Source organism: Mycolicibacterium setense, from assembly GCF_000805385.1.
GTDB lineage: Bacteria > Actinomycetota > Actinomycetes > Mycobacteriales > Mycobacteriaceae > Mycobacterium > Mycobacterium setense.
Genome location: NZ_JTJW01000003.1, coordinates 306,012 through 323,913, shown reverse-complemented (window position 1 = coordinate 323,913; position 17,902 = coordinate 306,012). Strand labels below are relative to the sequence as shown.

The following is a 17,902-nucleotide window of genomic DNA, read 5'->3' as shown; positions in this document are numbered from 1 at the left end:
TTTCAGCCCGTCGTCGTCGGGATGGGCGCGGTGCTGTCGTCGATGTCGCCGGCCGGCTTCCGTTCCCGATCCAGGCGGCCCTGCCGGGTGATCTCAAAGGTGTTGAGCGGCCACCAGAACCAGCGACCCAGCGCCGCGGCGATCGACGGGGTCATGAACGAGCGCACGATCAATGTATCGACGATGAGGCCGATACCGATCGTGGTGCCCAACTGGCCGATCACCCGTAGGTCGCTGACGATCATCGATGCCATAGTGAAGGCGAACACCAGCCCGGCCGCGGTGACAACCCGTCCGGTGGCGCCCACGGCGCGGATGATGCCCGTGTTGAGCCCGGCGTGAATTTCCTCTCGCAGCCGGGACACCACGAGCAGGTTGTAGTCCGAGCCCACCGCCAGCAGGATGACCATCGACAACGGGATCACGATCCATTGCACACCCAGCCCGAGGATGTCCTGCCACAGCAGCACTGACAGGCCACACGCGGTGCCCAGGGAGGCGGCCACGGTGCCGACGATCACCAAGGCGGCCACCACACTTCGCGTGATGATCAGCATGATCGCGAAAATCAGGATCATCGAGGCGATGATCGCGATCATCAGATCGGTCTTGACGCCGTCCTGCATGTCGGCGTACATCGAGGCGGTACCGGCCAGCGACACCTTCGCGTTGGCCAGTGGGGTGCCCTTGACCGCGTCGGCGACGACGTCCTTGAGGTCGCGCACGTGGGCGATGCCCTCGACCGAGGCGGGGTCACCCTGGTGGGTGATGATGTAGCGGACCGCGTGGCCGTCCGGTGACACGAACATCTTCAAACCACGCTCGAAATCGGGGTTCTGGAACACATCCGGCGGTAGGTAGAAGAAGTCGTCGTTCTTGGCCTGATCGAAGTACAGACCGATCTCGGTGGCCCCCTTGGCCAGTTCCTGTTGCTGAGCCTGGGTACCGGCCATGGTGCTGTGGGTCGCGATCATGAAGTCGCGCATGGTCTTCATCGATCCGATGGTCTGTTCCAGAACCGGCAACATCTGCGGCATCAACTCATCCAGACGATCCATGTCGACGGTGAGTGTCTGCATCTTGTCGGTCAGTGTGTCGATGCCGTCCAGTGTGTCGAAGATCGACCGCAGCGACTGGCAGATCGGAATATCGAAGCAATGCGGTTCCCAGTACAGGTAATTGCGCAACGGCCGGAAGAAGTCGTCGAAATTGGCCAGGTTGTCGCGCATCTCCTTGGTCGCTTCCACCATCTCGTGGGTATTGGCGACCATGCTGTGCGTGGTCTCCGTCATCTCCTTGGTGATGGTGTACATGCGTTCCATGCTGGCGACCGTCTTGCTCAACTCGTCGGCCTGCTCAAGCATCTGAGCCGAGTTGTCGTTGTTGAACTTCGCGCCCTGCAGTGTGCCGGCGTTCTGCGCGCCGAGCAGGAACGGGATCGAGCTGTGCTCGATGGGCGACCCCAGCGGGCGGGTGATGGTCTGCACCCGCTCGATGCCCCGCATGTGCACCACGCCCTTGGCGACGCGGTCGATGACCAGCATGTCCGCCGGGTTGCGCAGGTCGTGGTCGGCCTCGAGCATCAACAGTTCCGGATTCATCCGGGCCTGGGAGAAGTGCCGGTCGGCGACACCCATGGCGAGGTTGGCCGGCATGTCGGCGGGGGTGAACTTCTGGTCGTTGTACTGCGGCACGTAGGTCATCAAGCTGACGAACCCGATGATGGCGATCAGGCTGGTGACGAAGATGATCGGAATCGGCCACCGCACCACCGACGTACCGACCTTGCGCCAGCCCTGGGTCGAAAGTTCCCGTTTGGGATCGAGCAGCCCGAACTTCGACGCGATGGTCAACACGGCGGGCGCCAGCGTCAGGGCGGCGGCGATGATCACCAGAATCGCGATGGCGCAGGGCAATCCCATGGTCTGGAAGTACGGCAGCGTGGTCATGGTGAGGCACATGCACGCGCCGGCGATGGTCAACCCCGAACCCAGGATCACGTGTGAGACACCGTGATACGCGACGTAGAACGCGTCTTCCTTCTCCAGGCCCTTCGATCGCTCCTCGTGATAGCGGCCGAGCAGGAAGATCACGTAATCCGTACCCGCGGCCAGAGAAAGCATGGTCACCATGCTCACCGCATACGGAGTCAATCCGATGATGTTCACGTAGCCGGCTGCAGCGGTGATGCCCTGTGCGGCAAAGAGTTCCAGTCCGATGATGACCATCGAAACCAGCATCGTCACGATGGACCGATAGATGAACAGCAGCATCAGCACGATGACGGCGACCGACACCAGCTCCATGGTCGCCATGCTCTGGTGGCCGGCGACCTGGGTGTCGGCATTGAGCACTGTGTTGCCGGCGACGTGGGCCTTGATGCCCGGCGGTGCGGGCACCGAGGCGACGATGTCGCGCACCGCGGCCACCGACTCATGGCTGGCGCTGGTGCCCTGGGAGCCGTTGAGGAAGATCTGCACATAGGCCGACTTCCCGTCCACACTCTGTGAGCCGGCCGCGGTCAGCGGATCGCTCCAGAAGTCCTGGATGTTCTGTACGTGCTCTTTGTCGGTCTCGAGCTTGTCGATGATCGCGTCGTAGTACTTGTGCGCTTCGTCGCCGAGTTTGTCGTCGCCCTCCAACACGACCATTGCCGAAGAGTCCGAGTCGTACTGCTGAAACACCTTGCCGATGTTCAGCATCCCTTGATATGACGGCGAGTTGGTCGGGCTCAACGGCACCTGTCGCATTTCGGCGACGGCATCCAGCGAAGGAACCAGGGCGCCCAGCGCGACCACCACTAGTACCCAGAACAGGACGATCGGCAGCGAGAAGATCCGGACCATGTGACCGATGAACGGCCGGTGGGGCTTCGAGTGCGAGTTGCTCATACGGATTTCACCAAGCAGTAGATGAACGGTTTCACGGTGTCGGTGCTCGCCCGGTCGTCACGGACCTCGCCGTCGACCGTCACCCGGCACTTGAGGTCACTGACGTCACGGTCGCCCTGGGCCATGATGTTGGCCGACATCGACGGCAGGGTCGTGATGATCGTGAACGACCAAGGCAGTGGCGCGTTTTCGATGAGGTGGGGTTGACCGTTCTCGTCGAGGTAGTTGAGATTCGCAGTTCCACCTGAACCGGTGACCTCGTAGGTGATGTGCTTCGGGTTGAAGTTGGCGGTGATACCGGAGCCATCTGCCACCCTCGGTTCGTGATGGTTGGACTCACGTATTCGAAGGATTGCGTACGCGCCCAGAGCGACGACCACCACCAAAGTGAGCGGTATCCACGCTTTCTTGAGCAACCGGAACACGATTGCGCCTCCCCGACCTGCTATTCACTAATTTACCCAGACGGAACTCAAGTTCCGTCCAAGATGATGGTGGGTACTGTACCCGAGCCGGCCTTGTGCAGCGACCGGTACCTACCCGGCCAGGAACCCCTCGAGGCCGGCGATGACGATGTCGAGGTTGAATTCGAAGTCCTGGGCCGCGGTCGCGGCGGCGTCGCGATCGGCCACCACTCCGCTGAGCAATGGAAACTCGTTGGGCGGAAGGTCTTTCAGAGCACGCACCACCTCGGGAGTCTGATGGTGCAGCCGAGACTCCGCCGAGCCCAGCACATCGTGCGCGGCCGACATCGCCAGCCCGGACACCAAGGTGAGCACACGCCCGGCGTCGTCGGCGCTGAAACCACTGTCGGTCAGGACCCGCAACACCTGTTCGGCCAGTGCCAGGCTGGCCGCCCCGCTCGTCCCCCGCAACCGGAAACTCGTCGCCGTCACACCGAGTTTGAGAACGCCCTGACGAATGGCGCTGCCGTACGCCCGCAGGACCGCCTGCCAGCCCGCGTGCTCGGGTAGCTCGATCGACCGCAACTCGGTCTCGAACAGATCGGCCACCACCAGCTCGAGCAGACCGTCACGATCGCCGACGTAGTAGTGCAGCGTCGTGCGGTCGACCCCGAGGGCATCGGCCACCGCCTGCATCGTCAACGCACCGGGCTCAATCGCCCGCGCCGCGGCAACAATCTGCTCCTGATCGATGCGCGGTGGACGGCCCCGCCCCCGACGCGGCGTGTTTCCGGTGGTCACACGGTCGACTCTAGTTGCCCAGCTCGCCGCCGGCGGACCACTCTTCCTTTTTTCTCACGGTCGTGGAAAACTGCCCGAAACCGAGACAAGGGAGTCGCTGCGGTGTCACACACTTCGCCATACCGGGTTGTCCAGTGGACGACAGGAAACGTCGGAAAGAGTTCCGTGGCGGCCATCGCCCGCAACCCCACTCTGGAACTGGTCGGCTGCTATGCGTGGTCGCCGGACAAGGCGGGCAAGGACGTGGGCGAACTCGTCGGCCTCGAACCCCTCGGAGTCGCCGCCACCAATGACGTTCAGGCGCTGCTGGCCCTCAAGCCGGACGTCGTCGTGTACAACCCGATGTGGATCGACGTCGACGAACTCGTCGAAATCCTTTCCGCCGGAGTCAACGTCGTCGCCACCGCCTCATTCATCACCGGCCACAACCAGGGCGAGGGCCGCGAACGCATCGCTGAGGCTTGCCGCAAGGGTGGCTCGACCATGTTCGGATCGGGCATCAGCCCCGGCTACGTGAACCAGTTGGCGATCGTCGCGGCCGGCATCTGCGACCGGGTAGACAAGATCACCGTCAACGAAGCCGCCGACACCACGTTCTACGATTCGCCCGAAACCGAGAAACCGGTCGGATTCGGTCAGCCCATCGACCATCCCGACCTGCAGGCCATGACCGCCCACGGCACCGGCGTCTTCGGCGAGGCGGTCCGGATGATCGGCGACGCACTCGGCATCGAGTTCGACGAGGTGCGATGCGACGCCGAATATGCCCAGACCACAGAAGATCTCGACCTCGGCTCGTGGACCATCCCGGCCGGCGGCGTGGCGGGAGTGTTCGTCAGCTGGAAGGGCCTGGTCAATGACTCAGCCGGCGATCAACGCACTGTTGTCGAGCTCACCCTGCGGTGGCGCAAAGGCCAGACGCTGCAACCGGATTGGCAGATCGATCAGGACGGCTGGGTGATCGAGGTGGCCGGCCGTCCGACCGTCACCATGAAGGTCGGCTTCCTGCCGCCGCCGGACTTCGAGGCCACCACCCTGGAGGAGTTCATGGTGCTGGGACACATCATGACGGCCACTCCCCCGATCAATGCGATTCCCGCGGTGGTCGACGCCGCACCCGGCATCGTCACCTACAACGACCTCCCACTGATCCTGCCGCGGGGCGTGGTGCCGACGGGCTAGTCAGCCAACCACACCGCGGGCTACACGGGCTACACAATGTAACGGTGATCGCCAGATCACTGACACTTTGCAACCCCCGAAGGCGTGCTCCACACCACAGGATTGGTCCATCCGTCGAACGCAACCGACGGCATCGATCAACGACGATTGAGGAGCCGAACCGTGGATTCGTTGCGCGCCAACCCCATTGCGCCGGACATGCAGGATCACCAGGCCGGGGTTGTGGTACCCGGTCTGCTGCTGGGGGCCAGCGCGCTCGACGATTTGATGGGCGACGCGGTCGCGGTGAATCTGGACTCGGCCGGTACCGGCGACGGCCGGCTGAACTTCGCACTCGCCGCGCTCGAACCGGTTCCGTTGCGCCGGATGCTGCCTGCGCTCCAGAGCATGGACCTGGAGGTCCTCGAGGAGCAGGCCGGCACCTGGACCCGACCCGACGGGCGGGTCTGCCACATCTATCACTTGCTGTTGCAGCCCGGTGTGGACGTGGTCGATGCGCTGGCCCAGCCCCAGGACGGCACCGCCGACCGGATCCGCGAGACATTCCAGGCGATGTGGGCCGGACGGGCTGATTCCGACGGGTTCAACACGCTGATCCTGCGGGGGTCGTTGAATTGGCGCCAGGTTACGGTGCTGCGCAGCTACAGCCGCTACCTGCGGCAGCTGCCGTTGCCATACGGTCAGGCCCGCATCCAGCGCGTCCTGCTGGACAACCCTGAGGCCACCCGCGCGCTGCTCGATCTGTTCGAGGCCCGGTTCGATCGCACCGAGCAATCCGCCGACAGCCCCCATCGCGTCGCCCGCATCACCGACGCCGAGCAGCGGGTGGCCGCCGAGATCGATCAGGTGCTGCACATCGACGCCGACCGGATTCTGCGCTCGTACCACAATCTGATCAACGCCACCGTCCGCACCAATGCGTACGCACCCGATGCCCTCACGGTCTGGGCGCCCTATCTGGTGCACAAGCTCGATGCTCAATCCATCGATGAGCTGCCGCAGCCCCGCCCGCTTTCCGAAATCTTCGTGTACTCACCGGAATTCGAGGGTCTACATCTGCGCTTCGGACTGGTGGCCCGCGGCGGGCTGCGCTGGTCGGACCGCCACGACGATTACCGCACCGAGGTCCTGGGACTGGTGAAGGCACAGGCGGTCAAGAACGCGATGATCGTGCCGGTCGGCGCCAAGGGCGTGTTTGTCGTCAAGGCCCGGCCCACAGCGGGCGAATCCCCCCGCGTGCAGGGCTTGCGGAGCTACCGACAGTTCGTCGCCGCACTGCTCGACGTGGTCGACAAGACAGCACCCTCACCGTCGGCCGATCGCCCCCGCTTCGGCGGCGTGGTGTGCCACGACGGCCCCGACCCCTATCTGGTGGTGGCCGCGGACAAAGGCACGGCCACATTCTCGGATTCCGCCAACGCCGTAGCGCTGGACCGCGGTTACTGGATGGGTGACGCGTTCGCCTCCGGCGGATCGGCGGGTTACGACCACAAGGCGATGGGCATCACCGCCCGCGGAGCCTGGGTCAGCGGCGACACCCACCTGGCCGAACTCGGAATCGATTCCGCCTCCGACGAGTTCACAGCCGTCGGCATCGGCGACATGAGCGGGGACGTCTTCGGCAACGGAATGCTGCTGCGCCCCGGCCTGCGATTGGTGGCCGCCTTCGACCACCGCCACATCTTCGTCGACCCTCGGCCCGATACCGTGGCGGCGCGTAAGGAGCGGCAACGGCTGTTCGAGCTACCGCAGTCCTCCTGGGACGACTACGACCGTTCCGCGATCAGCCCGGGCGGCGGGGTGTGGCCCCGGACCGCGAAAACCATTGCCACCACGCCGGAGTTGCGTGCCGCACTCGGCATCGACGACCACGAGACCCGCCTGACTCCCACCGAGCTGATCAGCCGCATCCTGCGCGCTCCCGTGGACGTGTTGTTCAACGGCGGAATCGGCACCTACATCAAGGCCGCCGACGAGCAGCACTCCGACATCGCCGACAAGGTGAACGATCCGGTGCGGGTGAACGCCGAGGAGATCCGGGCCCGCGTGGTCGTCGAGGGTGGGAATCTCGGTCTGTCCCAACGCGCCCGCATCTCCTACGCCCGCCGGGGCGGCTTGGTGAACACCGACGCCATCGACAACGCGGCCGGAGTGGACTGCTCAGACCACGAGGTCAACATCAAGATCCTGCTGGACTCCGCTGCGCGCTCCGGCCTGATCACCGGCAACGCACGCAATCGACTGCTCGCCGACATGACCGACGAGGTGGCACAGCTCGTCCTGGCCAACAACCAGTCGCACAACCGACTGCTCGCCGACGCTCGTTCCAACGCGGCCCAGATGGTCGATGTGCACGCCCGGATGACGGCTGATCTCGAGACCCGGCGCGGGTTGCACCGCACTCGCGAGAACATGCCCGGCCCAGCTGAATTCGCCGGCCTGGCCAAAGACGGCCGGGGGCTCACCGCCCCTCAGCTGGCGACCCTGATGGCACACGCCAAGCTCGACCTCAAGGCGGAACTGCTCGACTGCGAGAGCTTCGACGATCCGTATTTCGTTGCGCTGCTGACCCGTTACTTCCCGCCGACGTTACGACGCCGGCTCGGCGAGCCACTGCCCGAGCACCCGCTGCGCCGGGAGATCATCGCCACTTCGATCGTCAACCGTGTTCTGGCGACCTCGGGGCTGACCTTCGCATTCCGCCTCGCCGAGGAAACCGGTGCCACCGCAACCGATATCGTGCGGGCTCACGCCGTGGCGTCAGAGGCATTCGACCTCGACACCCTGTGGGCGGACATCTATGCCGCCGGCCTCTCGCCCGCGCTGACCAACAGGATGATCATCGAGGGGCGCCGCCTGCTCGACCGGGCTGCCCGTTGGTTCGTGCTCAACCGGCCGCAACCCCTCGAAGTCGACGCGGAAATCATGCGCTTCAGCAATCAGGTGGCGAAGTTGCGGGGTCAGCTCGGGTCGATGCTGCGTGGCCAGGAGCTGGAGACCGTCACCGAAGCGCACAACGGCATGGTGGCGCGTGGCGTACCGAGCGATATCGCCAGGCGGGTCAGCGAATCCCTCTACGCCTTCAGCCTTCTGGACATCATCGAGGCGGCCCATGTCCATGACGAGGACACCACGCAGCTCGCGACCGTGTATTTCGAGCTGTCCGACCGGCTCGGGGTGGACCGGTTGTTGTTGGCAGTCTCCTCGCTGCCGCGAGGAGGGCGCTGGCATGCCCTGGCCAGGCTCGCGCTGCGCGAGGATCTGTACCGCTCGTTGCGCGACCTCACGATCGACGTGACCAGACTCGGCAGCGACGGCGAAGCCGCCTACAGCATCCGCGACTTCGAGGCCTACAACCGGCCGCGGTTGGACCGGGCGAAGCGCACATTGGACGAGTTCCTGCACACCGAGAAGCCCGACTTGGCTGCACTGTCGGTGGCCACGGCACAGCTGCGTCGGCTCCATCGGTGAAGTAGAGGCAAGGGGCCGAAACCCCGTCGGGCGGCCGATTCAGCGGGATAGCATCCAGCCATTCGTGGATCGGCTACCCAGGGGAACGCATGGTGCAGTTGTCAGGATGGGTGGGCGCAGGCCTCCTCACCGCCGGGGTGTCGGCAGCCTTGCTCGCCGGCACCGGTGTCGCCGGCGCCGAGACCGACGGCGGTTCGGATCCCGGCCCGGCGAAGGCGGCATCGGCCGGCAGCGAGAAGTCGGCCACCGGTGGAAAGTCGGCCGGCGCCGCATCCAGTGATCACCGTCGCGACAAACCACGCCTCAAACGCGAAGGGCACAAGACACACTCGACGACAGCCCGCGTCCGCCGTGCTGTCGAAAAACGGCTCGAAAACCAGGTCGAGAAACCGGCCGCGCAACCGGAGAACGCCGATACCGATTCGACGCCGCTTCACCGGCTCACGACGGCGCGCGCCGAGGTCCAGGAGCGGTTGCGTGAGCGTCTGACACCTCTGACCGCTGCCGTTGCGGAGCGCCGCCCGGCGCTTCACGCTCCGCGGCCACTGGGCGTGCTTCCACAGGTGACCAAAGCCGTTTCAGCTCAGCCGGCGACGGCCGGGGAACGCGAGACTCCGCTATCGCCGGCCTCCCTCCTCGCCTCGTCGGAATCGAGCCTTCCGCCGTTGGCGGAGGTCGTCGGTTCCGCGCTGTTCAACGCCGTCGGCGTGCTGATGCAAACCCTGGACGGCCCGCCGGTGGTGCCGCCGGCACTGCGCGACTCGGTGCAGGTGAGCAGTTCGACGCTGGTCGTCTCCCCTGGCAACGAGGTGCCCGCCGACTGGTACTTCCCGACCGAGGGCGAACCGGAGCGACTGATCTACCTCCAGCACGGGTTCATCGCGACCGGTCCCATCTACAGCTACACCGCGTCCTATCTGGCCGAGCGCACCAACAGCGTGGTTGTGGTCACCACCGTGACATCCAACCCGTACGCCGAGGACGGCATGTGGCTCGGCGGGGACAACATGCACAAGGCAGTCGCGCAGCTTTTCCTCGATCCCGATCGAAAAGCCTTGAACGCCAGCATGTCCACTGCGACACTGAAGGCCGGCCAGGAGACCTACGCCGTCCCGCAACGGTTCGTGCTCGTCGGCCACTCCCTCGGTGGCGGCTTCGCGCCGGGGGTGGCCGGCTATTACGCCGAGGGCCTGGTGGCCCGCCGGGCCGACGGCCAGGACGCGCCCAACGATCTGGCCGGGGTGGTGCTGCTCGACGGGGTTCCCCCTTCCGGCAGCCTGCCCGATGCGATGGAGCGACTGGAGCAACTGGAAGCCAGTAACGGCAACGATCCCGCCGACTATGTGCCGGTGTATGAGCTGGGTGCGCCACCGAACTCGTTCAATTCGACGAGCACGGTGAACGAGGATCTCGCGGCCGCCAGGCCCGGGAAGTTCAACGGAGTCGTGGTCGACGGTGGTGTCCACATGGATGCCATGCTCGGCGGCAACCCGCTGATCCAATTCGCGGCCTACCTGGTCGCCGGTATTCCGCAACCGCAGAACCCGCCGGCCGTGCAGTGGTTGATGGCCGGGTGGGTCAACGACATGTTCGAAGGCAACATCGATCCCGCCACCGGCCGGTGTCTGACCGACTGCAACGGGGTCTACGGCGATGCGGGCGAGACCGTCGACATCGATGGCGATCGGGGGGATGCCACCGCGGTGGTGCTCGGCTCCGGCGAGAAGCCGGACGAATCAGCCTGGGAGCTGGCTCAATTCATCCCGCTCGCCGCGTCGTTCATCCCGCCTTCGGTGCTGTCACGGTTGGCGTAGCGTTCACCGGAAAATTCACGGAGTTGGCGATGAAGCACATGCGGTGGGCCTCGTGATGCAGTTCCGTGGCATCGTCGACCCGGTCCGGTTCGGCGATGGTGACCTGCGGCCGTAGCGTGACATCGGTGAAAACGCCACTGCCCTCGGCATTCTCGCTCATCGTGCCTTCCGGCCGATCAGTGTAGGCAGTGACGGTGATGCCCACTTTGGCGCACAGCGCGAGGTACCAGAGCATGTGGCATTGGGACAGGCTGACCACGAGCAGTTCCTCGGGGTTCCACCGCTCCGGGACGCCGCGGAAGGCAGGATCGGCGCTGCCCGGGATCACCGGTTTGCCCGGCGTACCGACGCCCGTGACGTCATGATCGCGCGCATAGTCGCGGTAACCGCTGGTGCCCGAACCGGTGTTGCCGGTCCAGGTCACCTCGACCTCGTATCGGTGCGTCCGGTTGGCCATGCACGCGAACGTACCAATGGGCGCCGACCGCATCGCGGCCGCCATTGACACATTGGCACAAATTGCTAGCCTTTGTGTCATGCCTACAGTCAGCAAGGTTGACCAGACCGCGGTACGGGCGGAAGTGCTGCGGGATTTCCGCAGGCACTCGGGCAGCATCCTGGGCGGCGCATTCGGTGCTGCGGCGTTCGATGAAGTGGCCCTGGTTCCGGTGGCTGCCGCCGTCGACCGCACCGGCCGATTCGAACGTAACTTCGCCGATCGGGGGGTGCGTAGCGGATTTTCCGCCTTCTTGGCGATCTGGGGTGACTCCGCAGACCGCGAGGCCGAGGGGCGCCGCCTACAGACCATGCACCGCGATGTCCGTGGGCACGGCAAGGATCACTTCGCCGATGTCCGCTACAGCGCGCTGAACCCGCAGCTGTGGAACTGGATCGCCATCAGCGGCATCTTCGTCGTTCTGCACTCGTTCACGCCGGCGACCGGCATCACGATGAACGCCGCGGAAGAAGAGGCGGCCTACGGCCAGCTTCTCGACGCCTTCCGATCGATCGAGCTACCGGGCGCGTCGGCGAAACTCCCCGAAACGTATGCCGAGGCGACCCGCTATTACGACGATATGGTGGAAAACCAGTTGCAGGGCAACGAATTCCTCAGCAGGGTGACGGCCGGCCTGACCCGGCTGCCGCTGCCCACGCTGTTGCTGCCCGGGCCGGTGCGGTTGGCGTTGAGCCCGCCGTGGTTGGTGGTTCGACCGGTCGCCGGGCGCGTGCTCAAGGTCTGCTCGTTCGGCATCATGCATCCGGGAGTGCGGAAGCTGACCGGGTTCCAGTGGCAATCCCGGCACGACCGCGAGTTCGCCGTGTACACCCGGCTGCTTCAGCTGGCCTGGCGCACGTTGCCGGACCGGCTGCTGCTGGTGCCGCTGGCCTACAACCGGCTGCAGTACGAGAAGCTGGTCCGCCTGCACCGATCCGTCGCGCTGGATTCATTCGCACCGCTGGGCTGCCCGGCAGCGGGCTGAGACACTGGTAGCGATGCCACGTAGCAACGCCAGCCAATCCGAACAGGAAGACGCCATCCTCAAGGCCACTGCCGAGGAGGTGGCGCTCGTCGGGCTCGGTCGGGCCAGCCTGGACGTGATCGCCAAGCAGGCCGGCGTCAGCCGCCGCACGCTCTACCGCCGCTTTCCCACGCGCGACGCGCTCATCACCGAACTCGGACGGCGCACCTTCGACAGTGCGATGCACCGACTGCGCACCGTCGCAATCGATTCCGGTCCCAGCGAGGCAGCGGTGGCAGCGTTCTGCGAAGGTGTGCGGCTGTTGACCACCGAGCCGGTGATGCGGAGATTTCTGCGTTTGGACACCGACTTCACCGCGGTGGCCGGCGCCTACGACCAGGCCCCGGCTTTCCTGCACCATGCCTCGTCGGCGATGGCCAAGGCTCTGCGCGCGGCGGGCGCCACCCTGCCCGACCCGGACCTGCTCGCCGTGGCCGAGCTGCACATCCGGCTGGCGTGCTCACTGGCCCAGATGCCGACGTCGGTGCTGGATGTCAACGACGACGACGCGGTCCGCGACTACGCGCGCCGGCATCTGGCCCCGCTCGTGCGATAGCCGCCTCCGGCCTCAGCTCTCGCGTCCCCGCAGGTTCTCCGCGGCGGCGGTGACCGCAGCCGTGATGGTCTGCACCATGGGGCTGTCGAGTTTCCAGCATTGCCAGTACAGCGGCACGTCGAGGTATTGATCGGTGATCCGCACGAAGTCGTCGTCCACCAATTCCTCGGGGTACATGCCCCAGCCCAGCCCGGCCCGCACGGCGGCTCCGAACCCCTCGGCGGTCGGGATGTAGTGCGTCGGCCTGCCGATATCTTTGCGGAACACCTTGCGCACCAACTGATCCTGCAAAGCATCGTCTCGGTTCCAGGACAGTGACGGCGCCTCCCCGGCGGCGTCCCGGCTGAAACCGTCGGGCAGGTAACGCCGCACATACTCCGCGCTGGCCACGGGTACGTAGCGCATCGCCCCGAGTGGATGTACCCGGCAGCCCGGCACCGGGCGGCGTTCGGTGGTGACCGCACCCATCACCACGCCCTCACGCAACAGCCGCGCCGAGAGGTCTTGGTCCTCGATCCTGATGTCGAACAGGAACTCCGATGCCGTGGCGAACACGCCGGTGAACCAGGTGGCCATCGAATCAGCGTTCACCGCCACCGCAATCCTGGTTCGATGCCCGGTCCCGCTACCCATCTCCGCCAGGGTCTCCGACTCGAGCAGTGCGGTCTGTGCCGCCAACCTCAGCAGTGGAACGCCGGCAGATGTTGCTGTGCAAGGCTTCTCGCGGACCACCAACACCTGGCCGACACGTTGCTCGAGTGCCTTGATGCGCTGACTGATCGCCGACGGCGTCACATGCAGACGCTGGGCGGCCGCGTCGAAGCTACCGAGCTCCACCACCGCGGCGAAGGCAGCAAGCTGCTGGCCGTCGATCTGCACGCCACGATCCTAGTCGGGCAGGCCCTCGCTGCCACGTAAACCATTGCCGGTGAACCGGACGAGCTGGTCGACCCACCCACGGTCCAAGCCGCCGGGCCCCAACGGGCGTCCATAGAGGGCAAGGTCGGAACTGGCCAGCGCACCGATCATGGAAAGTACGGCAATTGTGCTGCGCTGCTGGCCTTCTCTGGTCTGGATGTCGGGGACCGCACGGCCTGCCGCGGCGAAGAACAACTCCGGCAGGCTCGGTGTGCCCGCCAACTGGTCGAGCCAGATCTGGTCTTCGTCGAGGGCAAGCTGATTCATCACCTTCAGCCAGCGCAATCCACCGACCGGATCCTCGTCGAGCAGCCGCACGTAGGGCGCGATCAGCGCCTCGACGACATCGCAGACACCAATCTCGTTCTCAGACTGCGCCACCCGCACGAGTTCGGAAACGACAGCCTCGAACACCGTCGGTGCGCGCCGCCCTGCCACCTCCGAGACCAGATCGCGTTTAGCCGGGAAGTGATAGGCCACCGCACGACTCGCAACGCCGGCCTCACGGGCCACCGCGCGCGAGGCCACCGCACCGATCGACGTCTCGGCGAACATTCGCTCGGCGGTATCGACGATCAGTGCTCGGGTGTCGACATCACGCCGGGGACCACGTCTACGGGTCGAACTGGAGACCACGGCACGAGCCTAACCACTCGCGGTCTGATCGTCCTGTGGTCGGTGCAGTTCTCCTACTACGGTCGTAGGTCAAGATCGGACACCAGCGCGATGTGGCCTGACCTGCATTCTTCATAGCGTCAAGGCATGACACGAGCACAGCGTTCCCCAGCTATCTCGATAGCGAATTCGATGACAGGCGTCGCCCGTGACTGGACGGCGCGACGAGAAGACGGTCTGTGGCGGCGCGCCGTCACCGCGGTGCGCACGGCACTGGCGGCCATTCCCCGACCCGACCTGAAGCAGCCGTATTACCCGCCGGCGCGTGAGGGCTTTGTCGAGGACGCCGCGATGGCGCGCGAGATGTGGCGCCTGTGACTTGTTGACATCCGCCCCCACGAAATCCGACGCCATAAAATCCAACCCTGGTAGGAGGCGCGGCACGGGCTTCACCTTCTACGATCACAACATGCTCGGTGGCATCGCGCGCGGCATCCGTGCGCACGCGCGCCGGCGGGGCTACGCCCTCCCGGTGGGCTACAACTGGGCCATCGTCCTGGCGTTCGACGCCACGGTGATCGGCGCGGGCGCGGTCGCCGTGTTACAGCGCCCATCCTCCGACCTTCCGGCGGGGCTGCTCGCACTCGTGGTCTGTACCGCCCCTTTCGCCTTGTTCTATCTGTCCGGCGTCGATTTCAAGGCACCGATCGTCTGGGCAACCTGGTCCACCGGGACCGCCGTGTTGTTGTTCGCGACGGGCACGCCGATTGCCAACGACTTCGCTCCGCTGATCGCGGTGCTGATGGTCGGCGAGGTCGCTTCGCTGACCGGGGTGTGGGGTGGTTTCCTGGCCACCCTCTCGGGAGCGACACTGCTGTTGACCGCCGCCGCCCAGCATCGCCTCGACGCGTTGCCGCTCTATCTGGGGATCCTCGGAATGGGCTGGCTGGTCGGCTATCTGGTCCATACCCAGCAGCAGCTCATGCGCCAGCAACAGGAGGCCCAGGCCGCGCAGGCCCGGCACGCCGCGGCCGACGAGCGGCGGCGGATCGCCCGCGAGGTGCACGACGTCATCGCGCATTCGTTGAGCGTGACGCTGCTGCACGTGACGGGGGCGCGGCGCGGCCTGCAACAGGACCGCGACATCGACGACGCGGTCGAGGCACTGGAACAGGCCGAACACCTCGGGCGTCAGGCCATGGCCGATATCCGCCGCACGGTCGGGTTACTCGACGGTGCCCCGATGAGCCGGGCGCCCGAGCCCGGAGTAGATGACATCTGTTGCCTGGTAGACGATTTCGTGCGCGCGGGGCTGAATCTCAAATACGATGCCACCGGCCGCACCGATGCGGTGTCCGCCGCGGTCGGTCTGGCGCTCTACCGCATCGCCCAGGAGTCACTGGCCAACATCGCAAAGCATGCTCCCGACGCCGAATCGACTGTGTTACTCAGAGTTTCACGGACATCAGCGGCGTTGACCGTAACCAACCGGCTGCCGGTGGCCGTGCTCTCCCGCCGCGCCGGTCACAACGACCAGAACATCGACGGCCGCGGAGTGCGCGGCATGCGCCAACGCGTCGAGTTGCTCGGCGGGATCATCAGCGTCGGTCCCGCCGACGGCGGATGGGCAGTGCGCACGAACATTCCACTCGACGACGGCGACCGGACACCCCGATGGTGCCCCGTGCTGTCATGACGGATCCCATCTCTGAGGTAGCAGTCCTCCTGGTCGACGACCAGGATCTGGTGCGCTCCGGGCTGCGACGCATTCTGCGGCGCAAGGACGGTTTCACGATCGTCGCCGAATGCGCCGACGGCGAGGAGGTGCCCGATGCCGTCATCCGGTACCGCCCCGACGTGGTCGTGATGGATCTGCGGATGAAGCGGGTGGACGGAATCGAGGCCACCCGCCGGGTCACTGCCGCCGACGGGCCTCCGGTGCTGGCGCTGACGACGTTCAACGACGACGAGTTGCTCTCGGGTGCGCTGCGTGCCGGCGCGAGCGGGTTCGTGCTCAAGGATTCCTCGGCAGAGGAACTGATCCGGGCGGTGCGCGCGGTGGCACAGGGCGACAGCTATCTCGATCCGGCGGTGACCTCGCGGGTGCTCACCACCTACCGCAAGTCGGCGGAGCCGCGGCCCGCGGCCGCTGTCGGTGACCTCACCGCCCGAGAACTCGATGTGCTGACGCTGATCGCCAAAGGCCACTCCAACGCCGAGATCGCCGACGAACTCAGCATCTCGGGACTCACCGTCAAGAGCCATATCGGCCACATCTTCGTCAAACTCGACCTGCGCGACCGCGCCGCCGCGATCATCCACGCGTACGACACCGGGCTGGTCAGCCCCCAATAAGCCGAGGTCAACAGGCCGAGCCATTACGGATTTCAGAGCCCTTGTAATGTAAAAAGGCAGCCTTTCTTCCGGCTGCTACCTGCACAAACGCACCGGCCGGCGAGGTTCGGCACACCCACCGAGGGGGAAATATGAATGAAGTGCTGGCCCGCGCCGGCATCTTCCAGGGTGTGTCGCCAGATGCCGTGGCCGCACTCGTCCAGCAATTGGAGCCGGTGACCTTCCGGCGCGGCGAGGTGGTCTTCGCCGAGGGCGAGCCCGGCGACACGCTGTACATCATCATCGCGGGCAAGGTGAAGATCGGCCGCAAGTCCGTCGACGGCCGCGACAGCCTGATCACCCTGATGGGCCCGTCGGACATGTTCGGTGAGCTCGCGATCTTCGATCCGGGTCCGCGAACGTCCACGGTGACCGCGTTGACCGAGGTGAAGACGGTCGTGATGAGCCGCAGCGTGTTGCGCAGCTGGATCGCCGATCGTCCGGAGATCGCAGAACAACTCCTGCGCGTGCTGGCCCGCCGGCTGCGCCGCACCAACGACAACCTGTCCGATCTGATCTTCACCGATGTGCCCGGCCGGGTGGCCAAACAGCTGCTCTACCTGGCGCAACGGTTCGGCAGCCGCGACGGCACCGCGCTGCGCGTCGACCACGAGCTGACCCAGGAAGAGATCGCCCAGCTGGTGGGCTCCTCTCGGGAGACCGTCAACAAGGCGCTGTCGGACTTCGCCCAACGCGGCTGGATCCGAGTGCAAGGCCGCAGCATCCTGATCGACAACGCCGAGCGATTGGCCAAACGCGCGCACTGACGTGTTGCCATGTGATCACTGAGACATTGTTAGTGCCCTAACTATTAGGGTACGTTTGTTTTGTGTCCGCAGTATCCGAAGCGCCTCAGCTCAGTTCCGATCCATTAGCCCTGGAACGGCAGGTCTGTTTCGCGCTGGCCGTCACCAACCGCGCCGTGCTCGCTGTGTACCGACCGCTACTGGAACCGCTCGGCCTGACCCATCCTCAGTACCTCGTGATGCTGGCGTTGTGGGATCACCAACGGTCCGGTTCGGATGACATTCCCCCGCTCTCGGTCAAACAGATCGCCGCGGCCCTGCAACTCGATTCGGCGACGCTCTCGCCGATGCTCAAACGACTCGAAGCGCTGGGCCTGCTCACCCGCAGCCGCCGGGCCGGCGACGAACGCGCGACCGATGTCGAGTTGACCGAGGCCGGGATCGCGCTGCGTGAGCGGGCGGTGGCCATCCCACCCGCGGTGGTCGAACGGCTGGGGGTCGACTTGGCCGAACTCGAAGAGCTGCACCGGGTCCTCACCCGAATCAACTCGGCTGCGCTGACGGCCAATTCACTCACCGACTGACCCGAG

Annotated in this window: 16 protein-coding genes; 10 read left to right on the top strand and 6 right to left on the bottom strand. The window is 65.6% G+C overall.

Features of this window, described 5'->3' with window-relative positions:
- Nucleotides 1-2: 2 nt before the first annotated feature.
- The 3 genes from QQ25_RS03030 to QQ25_RS03020 form a co-directional block, all read right to left on the bottom strand.
- Nucleotides 3-2,891 (bottom strand): MMPL/RND family transporter, encoded by a 2,889-nt coding sequence (locus QQ25_RS03030; protein WP_039377057.1) that lies wholly within the window; start codon nucleotides 2,889-2,891, stop codon nucleotides 3-5.
- Nucleotides 2,888-3,316: an MmpS family transport accessory protein gene (locus QQ25_RS03025; RefSeq protein WP_039313220.1), complete on the bottom strand. Its 429-nt coding sequence runs from the start codon at nucleotides 3,314-3,316 to the stop codon at nucleotides 2,888-2,890. The genes QQ25_RS03030 and QQ25_RS03025 overlap by 4 nt, the downstream gene beginning before the upstream one ends.
- A gap of 111 nt (nucleotides 3,317-3,427) precedes the next feature.
- The gene (locus QQ25_RS03020; protein WP_039313218.1) at nucleotides 3,428-4,096 is read right to left on the bottom strand and encodes a TetR/AcrR family transcriptional regulator; all 669 of its coding nucleotides are present in this window, start codon (nucleotides 4,094-4,096) and stop codon (nucleotides 3,428-3,430) included.
- 102 nt (nucleotides 4,097-4,198) lie between these two features.
- On the opposite strand from QQ25_RS03020, the gene QQ25_RS03015 reads away from it, so the two are divergent.
- The 3 genes from QQ25_RS03015 (at nucleotide 4,199) to QQ25_RS03005 (ending at nucleotide 10,563) form a co-directional block, all read left to right on the top strand.
- On the top strand, nucleotides 4,199-5,278 hold the full coding sequence (locus QQ25_RS03015) for an NAD(P)H-dependent amine dehydrogenase family protein (RefSeq protein WP_039313215.1): 1,080 nt from the start codon (nucleotides 4,199-4,201) through the stop codon (nucleotides 5,276-5,278).
- A gap of 198 nt (nucleotides 5,279-5,476) precedes the next feature.
- Nucleotides 5,477-8,749: an NAD-glutamate dehydrogenase domain-containing protein gene (locus QQ25_RS03010; protein WP_276014156.1), complete on the top strand. Its 3,273-nt coding sequence runs from the start codon at nucleotides 5,477-5,479 to the stop codon at nucleotides 8,747-8,749.
- 89 nt (nucleotides 8,750-8,838) lie between these two features.
- The gene (locus QQ25_RS03005) at nucleotides 8,839-10,563 is read left to right on the top strand and encodes an alpha/beta fold hydrolase (protein ID WP_039377054.1); all 1,725 of its coding nucleotides are present in this window, start codon (nucleotides 8,839-8,841) and stop codon (nucleotides 10,561-10,563) included.
- On the opposite strand, the gene QQ25_RS03000 is transcribed toward QQ25_RS03005, so the two are convergent.
- Entirely contained in the window at nucleotides 10,529-11,020 is a 492-nt protein-coding gene (locus QQ25_RS03000; RefSeq protein ID WP_039313212.1) for an OsmC family protein, read from the bottom strand. The genes QQ25_RS03005 and QQ25_RS03000 overlap by 35 nt on opposite strands.
- Nucleotides 11,021-11,099: 79 nt before the next feature.
- Here QQ25_RS03000 and QQ25_RS02995 point away from each other — a divergent pair, with 79 nt between their 5' ends.
- Together QQ25_RS02995 and QQ25_RS02990 are read left to right on the top strand one after the other, a co-directional pair.
- Nucleotides 11,100-12,044 carry an oxygenase MpaB family protein gene (locus QQ25_RS02995; RefSeq protein ID WP_039377052.1) on the top strand — a complete coding sequence of 315 codons (945 nt, stop codon included), beginning with the start codon at nucleotides 11,100-11,102 and terminating at the stop codon, nucleotides 12,042-12,044.
- A gap of 13 nt (nucleotides 12,045-12,057) precedes the next feature.
- On the top strand, nucleotides 12,058-12,639 hold the full coding sequence (locus QQ25_RS02990; RefSeq protein ID WP_039377049.1) for a TetR/AcrR family transcriptional regulator: 582 nt from the start codon (nucleotides 12,058-12,060) through the stop codon (nucleotides 12,637-12,639).
- A gap of 12 nt (nucleotides 12,640-12,651) precedes the next feature.
- Here the strand turns inward: QQ25_RS02990 and QQ25_RS02985 are convergent, their stop codons facing one another.
- Nucleotides 12,652-13,518: a LysR family transcriptional regulator ArgP gene (locus tag QQ25_RS02985; RefSeq protein ID WP_039377047.1), complete on the bottom strand. Its 867-nt coding sequence runs from the start codon at nucleotides 13,516-13,518 to the stop codon at nucleotides 12,652-12,654.
- A gap of 9 nt (nucleotides 13,519-13,527) precedes the next feature.
- Entirely contained in the window at nucleotides 13,528-14,193 is a 666-nt protein-coding gene (locus tag QQ25_RS02980; protein WP_131546077.1) for a TetR/AcrR family transcriptional regulator, read from the bottom strand.
- Nucleotides 14,194-14,319: 126 nt separating this feature from the next.
- Between QQ25_RS02980 and QQ25_RS02975 the strand changes: the two genes are divergently transcribed.
- The 5 genes from QQ25_RS02975 to QQ25_RS02955 all read left to right on the top strand — a co-directional run bounded on the left by QQ25_RS02975 (nucleotide 14,320) and on the right by QQ25_RS02955 (nucleotide 17,896).
- The gene (locus QQ25_RS02975; protein ID WP_131546075.1) at nucleotides 14,320-14,550 is read left to right on the top strand and encodes a hypothetical protein; all 231 of its coding nucleotides are present in this window, start codon (nucleotides 14,320-14,322) and stop codon (nucleotides 14,548-14,550) included.
- A gap of 91 nt (nucleotides 14,551-14,641) precedes the next feature.
- Complete coding sequence (locus QQ25_RS02970; protein ID WP_039313194.1) at nucleotides 14,642-15,868, top strand: sensor histidine kinase; 1,227 nt, start codon at nucleotides 14,642-14,644, stop codon at nucleotides 15,866-15,868.
- On the top strand, nucleotides 15,865-16,527 hold the full coding sequence (locus QQ25_RS02965) for a response regulator transcription factor (protein ID WP_039313192.1): 663 nt from the start codon (nucleotides 15,865-15,867) through the stop codon (nucleotides 16,525-16,527). The genes QQ25_RS02970 and QQ25_RS02965 overlap by 4 nt, the downstream gene beginning before the upstream one ends.
- A gap of 131 nt (nucleotides 16,528-16,658) precedes the next feature.
- Nucleotides 16,659-17,333, top strand: a complete 675-nt coding sequence (gene crp / locus QQ25_RS02960; protein WP_039313189.1) for a cAMP-activated global transcriptional regulator CRP — start codon at nucleotides 16,659-16,661, stop codon at nucleotides 17,331-17,333.
- 62 nt (nucleotides 17,334-17,395) lie between these two features.
- Complete coding sequence (locus QQ25_RS02955; RefSeq protein WP_039377043.1) at nucleotides 17,396-17,896, top strand: MarR family winged helix-turn-helix transcriptional regulator; 501 nt, start codon at nucleotides 17,396-17,398, stop codon at nucleotides 17,894-17,896.
- Nucleotides 17,897-17,902: the final 6 nt, after the last annotated feature.

Excerpts from the sequence above, each read along its gene's own strand:
- QQ25_RS02970 (WP_039313194.1), top strand. The coding sequence starts at position 14,642 with ATGCTCGGTGGCATCGCGCGCGGCATCCGTGCGCACGCGCGCCGGCGG.
- QQ25_RS02990 (WP_039377049.1), top strand. The coding sequence starts at position 12,058 with ATGCCACGTAGCAACGCCAGCCAATCCGAACAGGAAGACGCCATCCTC.
- QQ25_RS03010 (WP_276014156.1), top strand. The coding sequence starts at position 5,477 with ATGCAGGATCACCAGGCCGGGGTTGTGGTACCCGGTCTGCTGCTGGGG.
- crp (WP_039313189.1), top strand. The coding sequence starts at position 16,659 with ATGAATGAAGTGCTGGCCCGCGCCGGCATCTTCCAGGGTGTGTCGCCA.
- QQ25_RS03030 (WP_039377057.1), bottom strand. The coding sequence starts at position 2,891 with ATGAGCAACTCGCACTCGAAGCCCCACCGGCCGTTCATCGGTCACATG.
- QQ25_RS02965 (WP_039313192.1), top strand. The coding sequence starts at position 15,865 with ATGACGGATCCCATCTCTGAGGTAGCAGTCCTCCTGGTCGACGACCAG.
- QQ25_RS02975 (WP_131546075.1), top strand. The coding sequence starts at position 14,320 with ATGACACGAGCACAGCGTTCCCCAGCTATCTCGATAGCGAATTCGATG.
- QQ25_RS03005 (WP_039377054.1), top strand. The coding sequence starts at position 8,839 with ATGGTGCAGTTGTCAGGATGGGTGGGCGCAGGCCTCCTCACCGCCGGG.
- QQ25_RS03000 (WP_039313212.1), bottom strand. The coding sequence starts at position 11,020 with ATGGCCAACCGGACGCACCGATACGAGGTCGAGGTGACCTGGACCGGC.
- QQ25_RS02995 (WP_039377052.1), top strand. The coding sequence starts at position 11,100 with ATGCCTACAGTCAGCAAGGTTGACCAGACCGCGGTACGGGCGGAAGTG.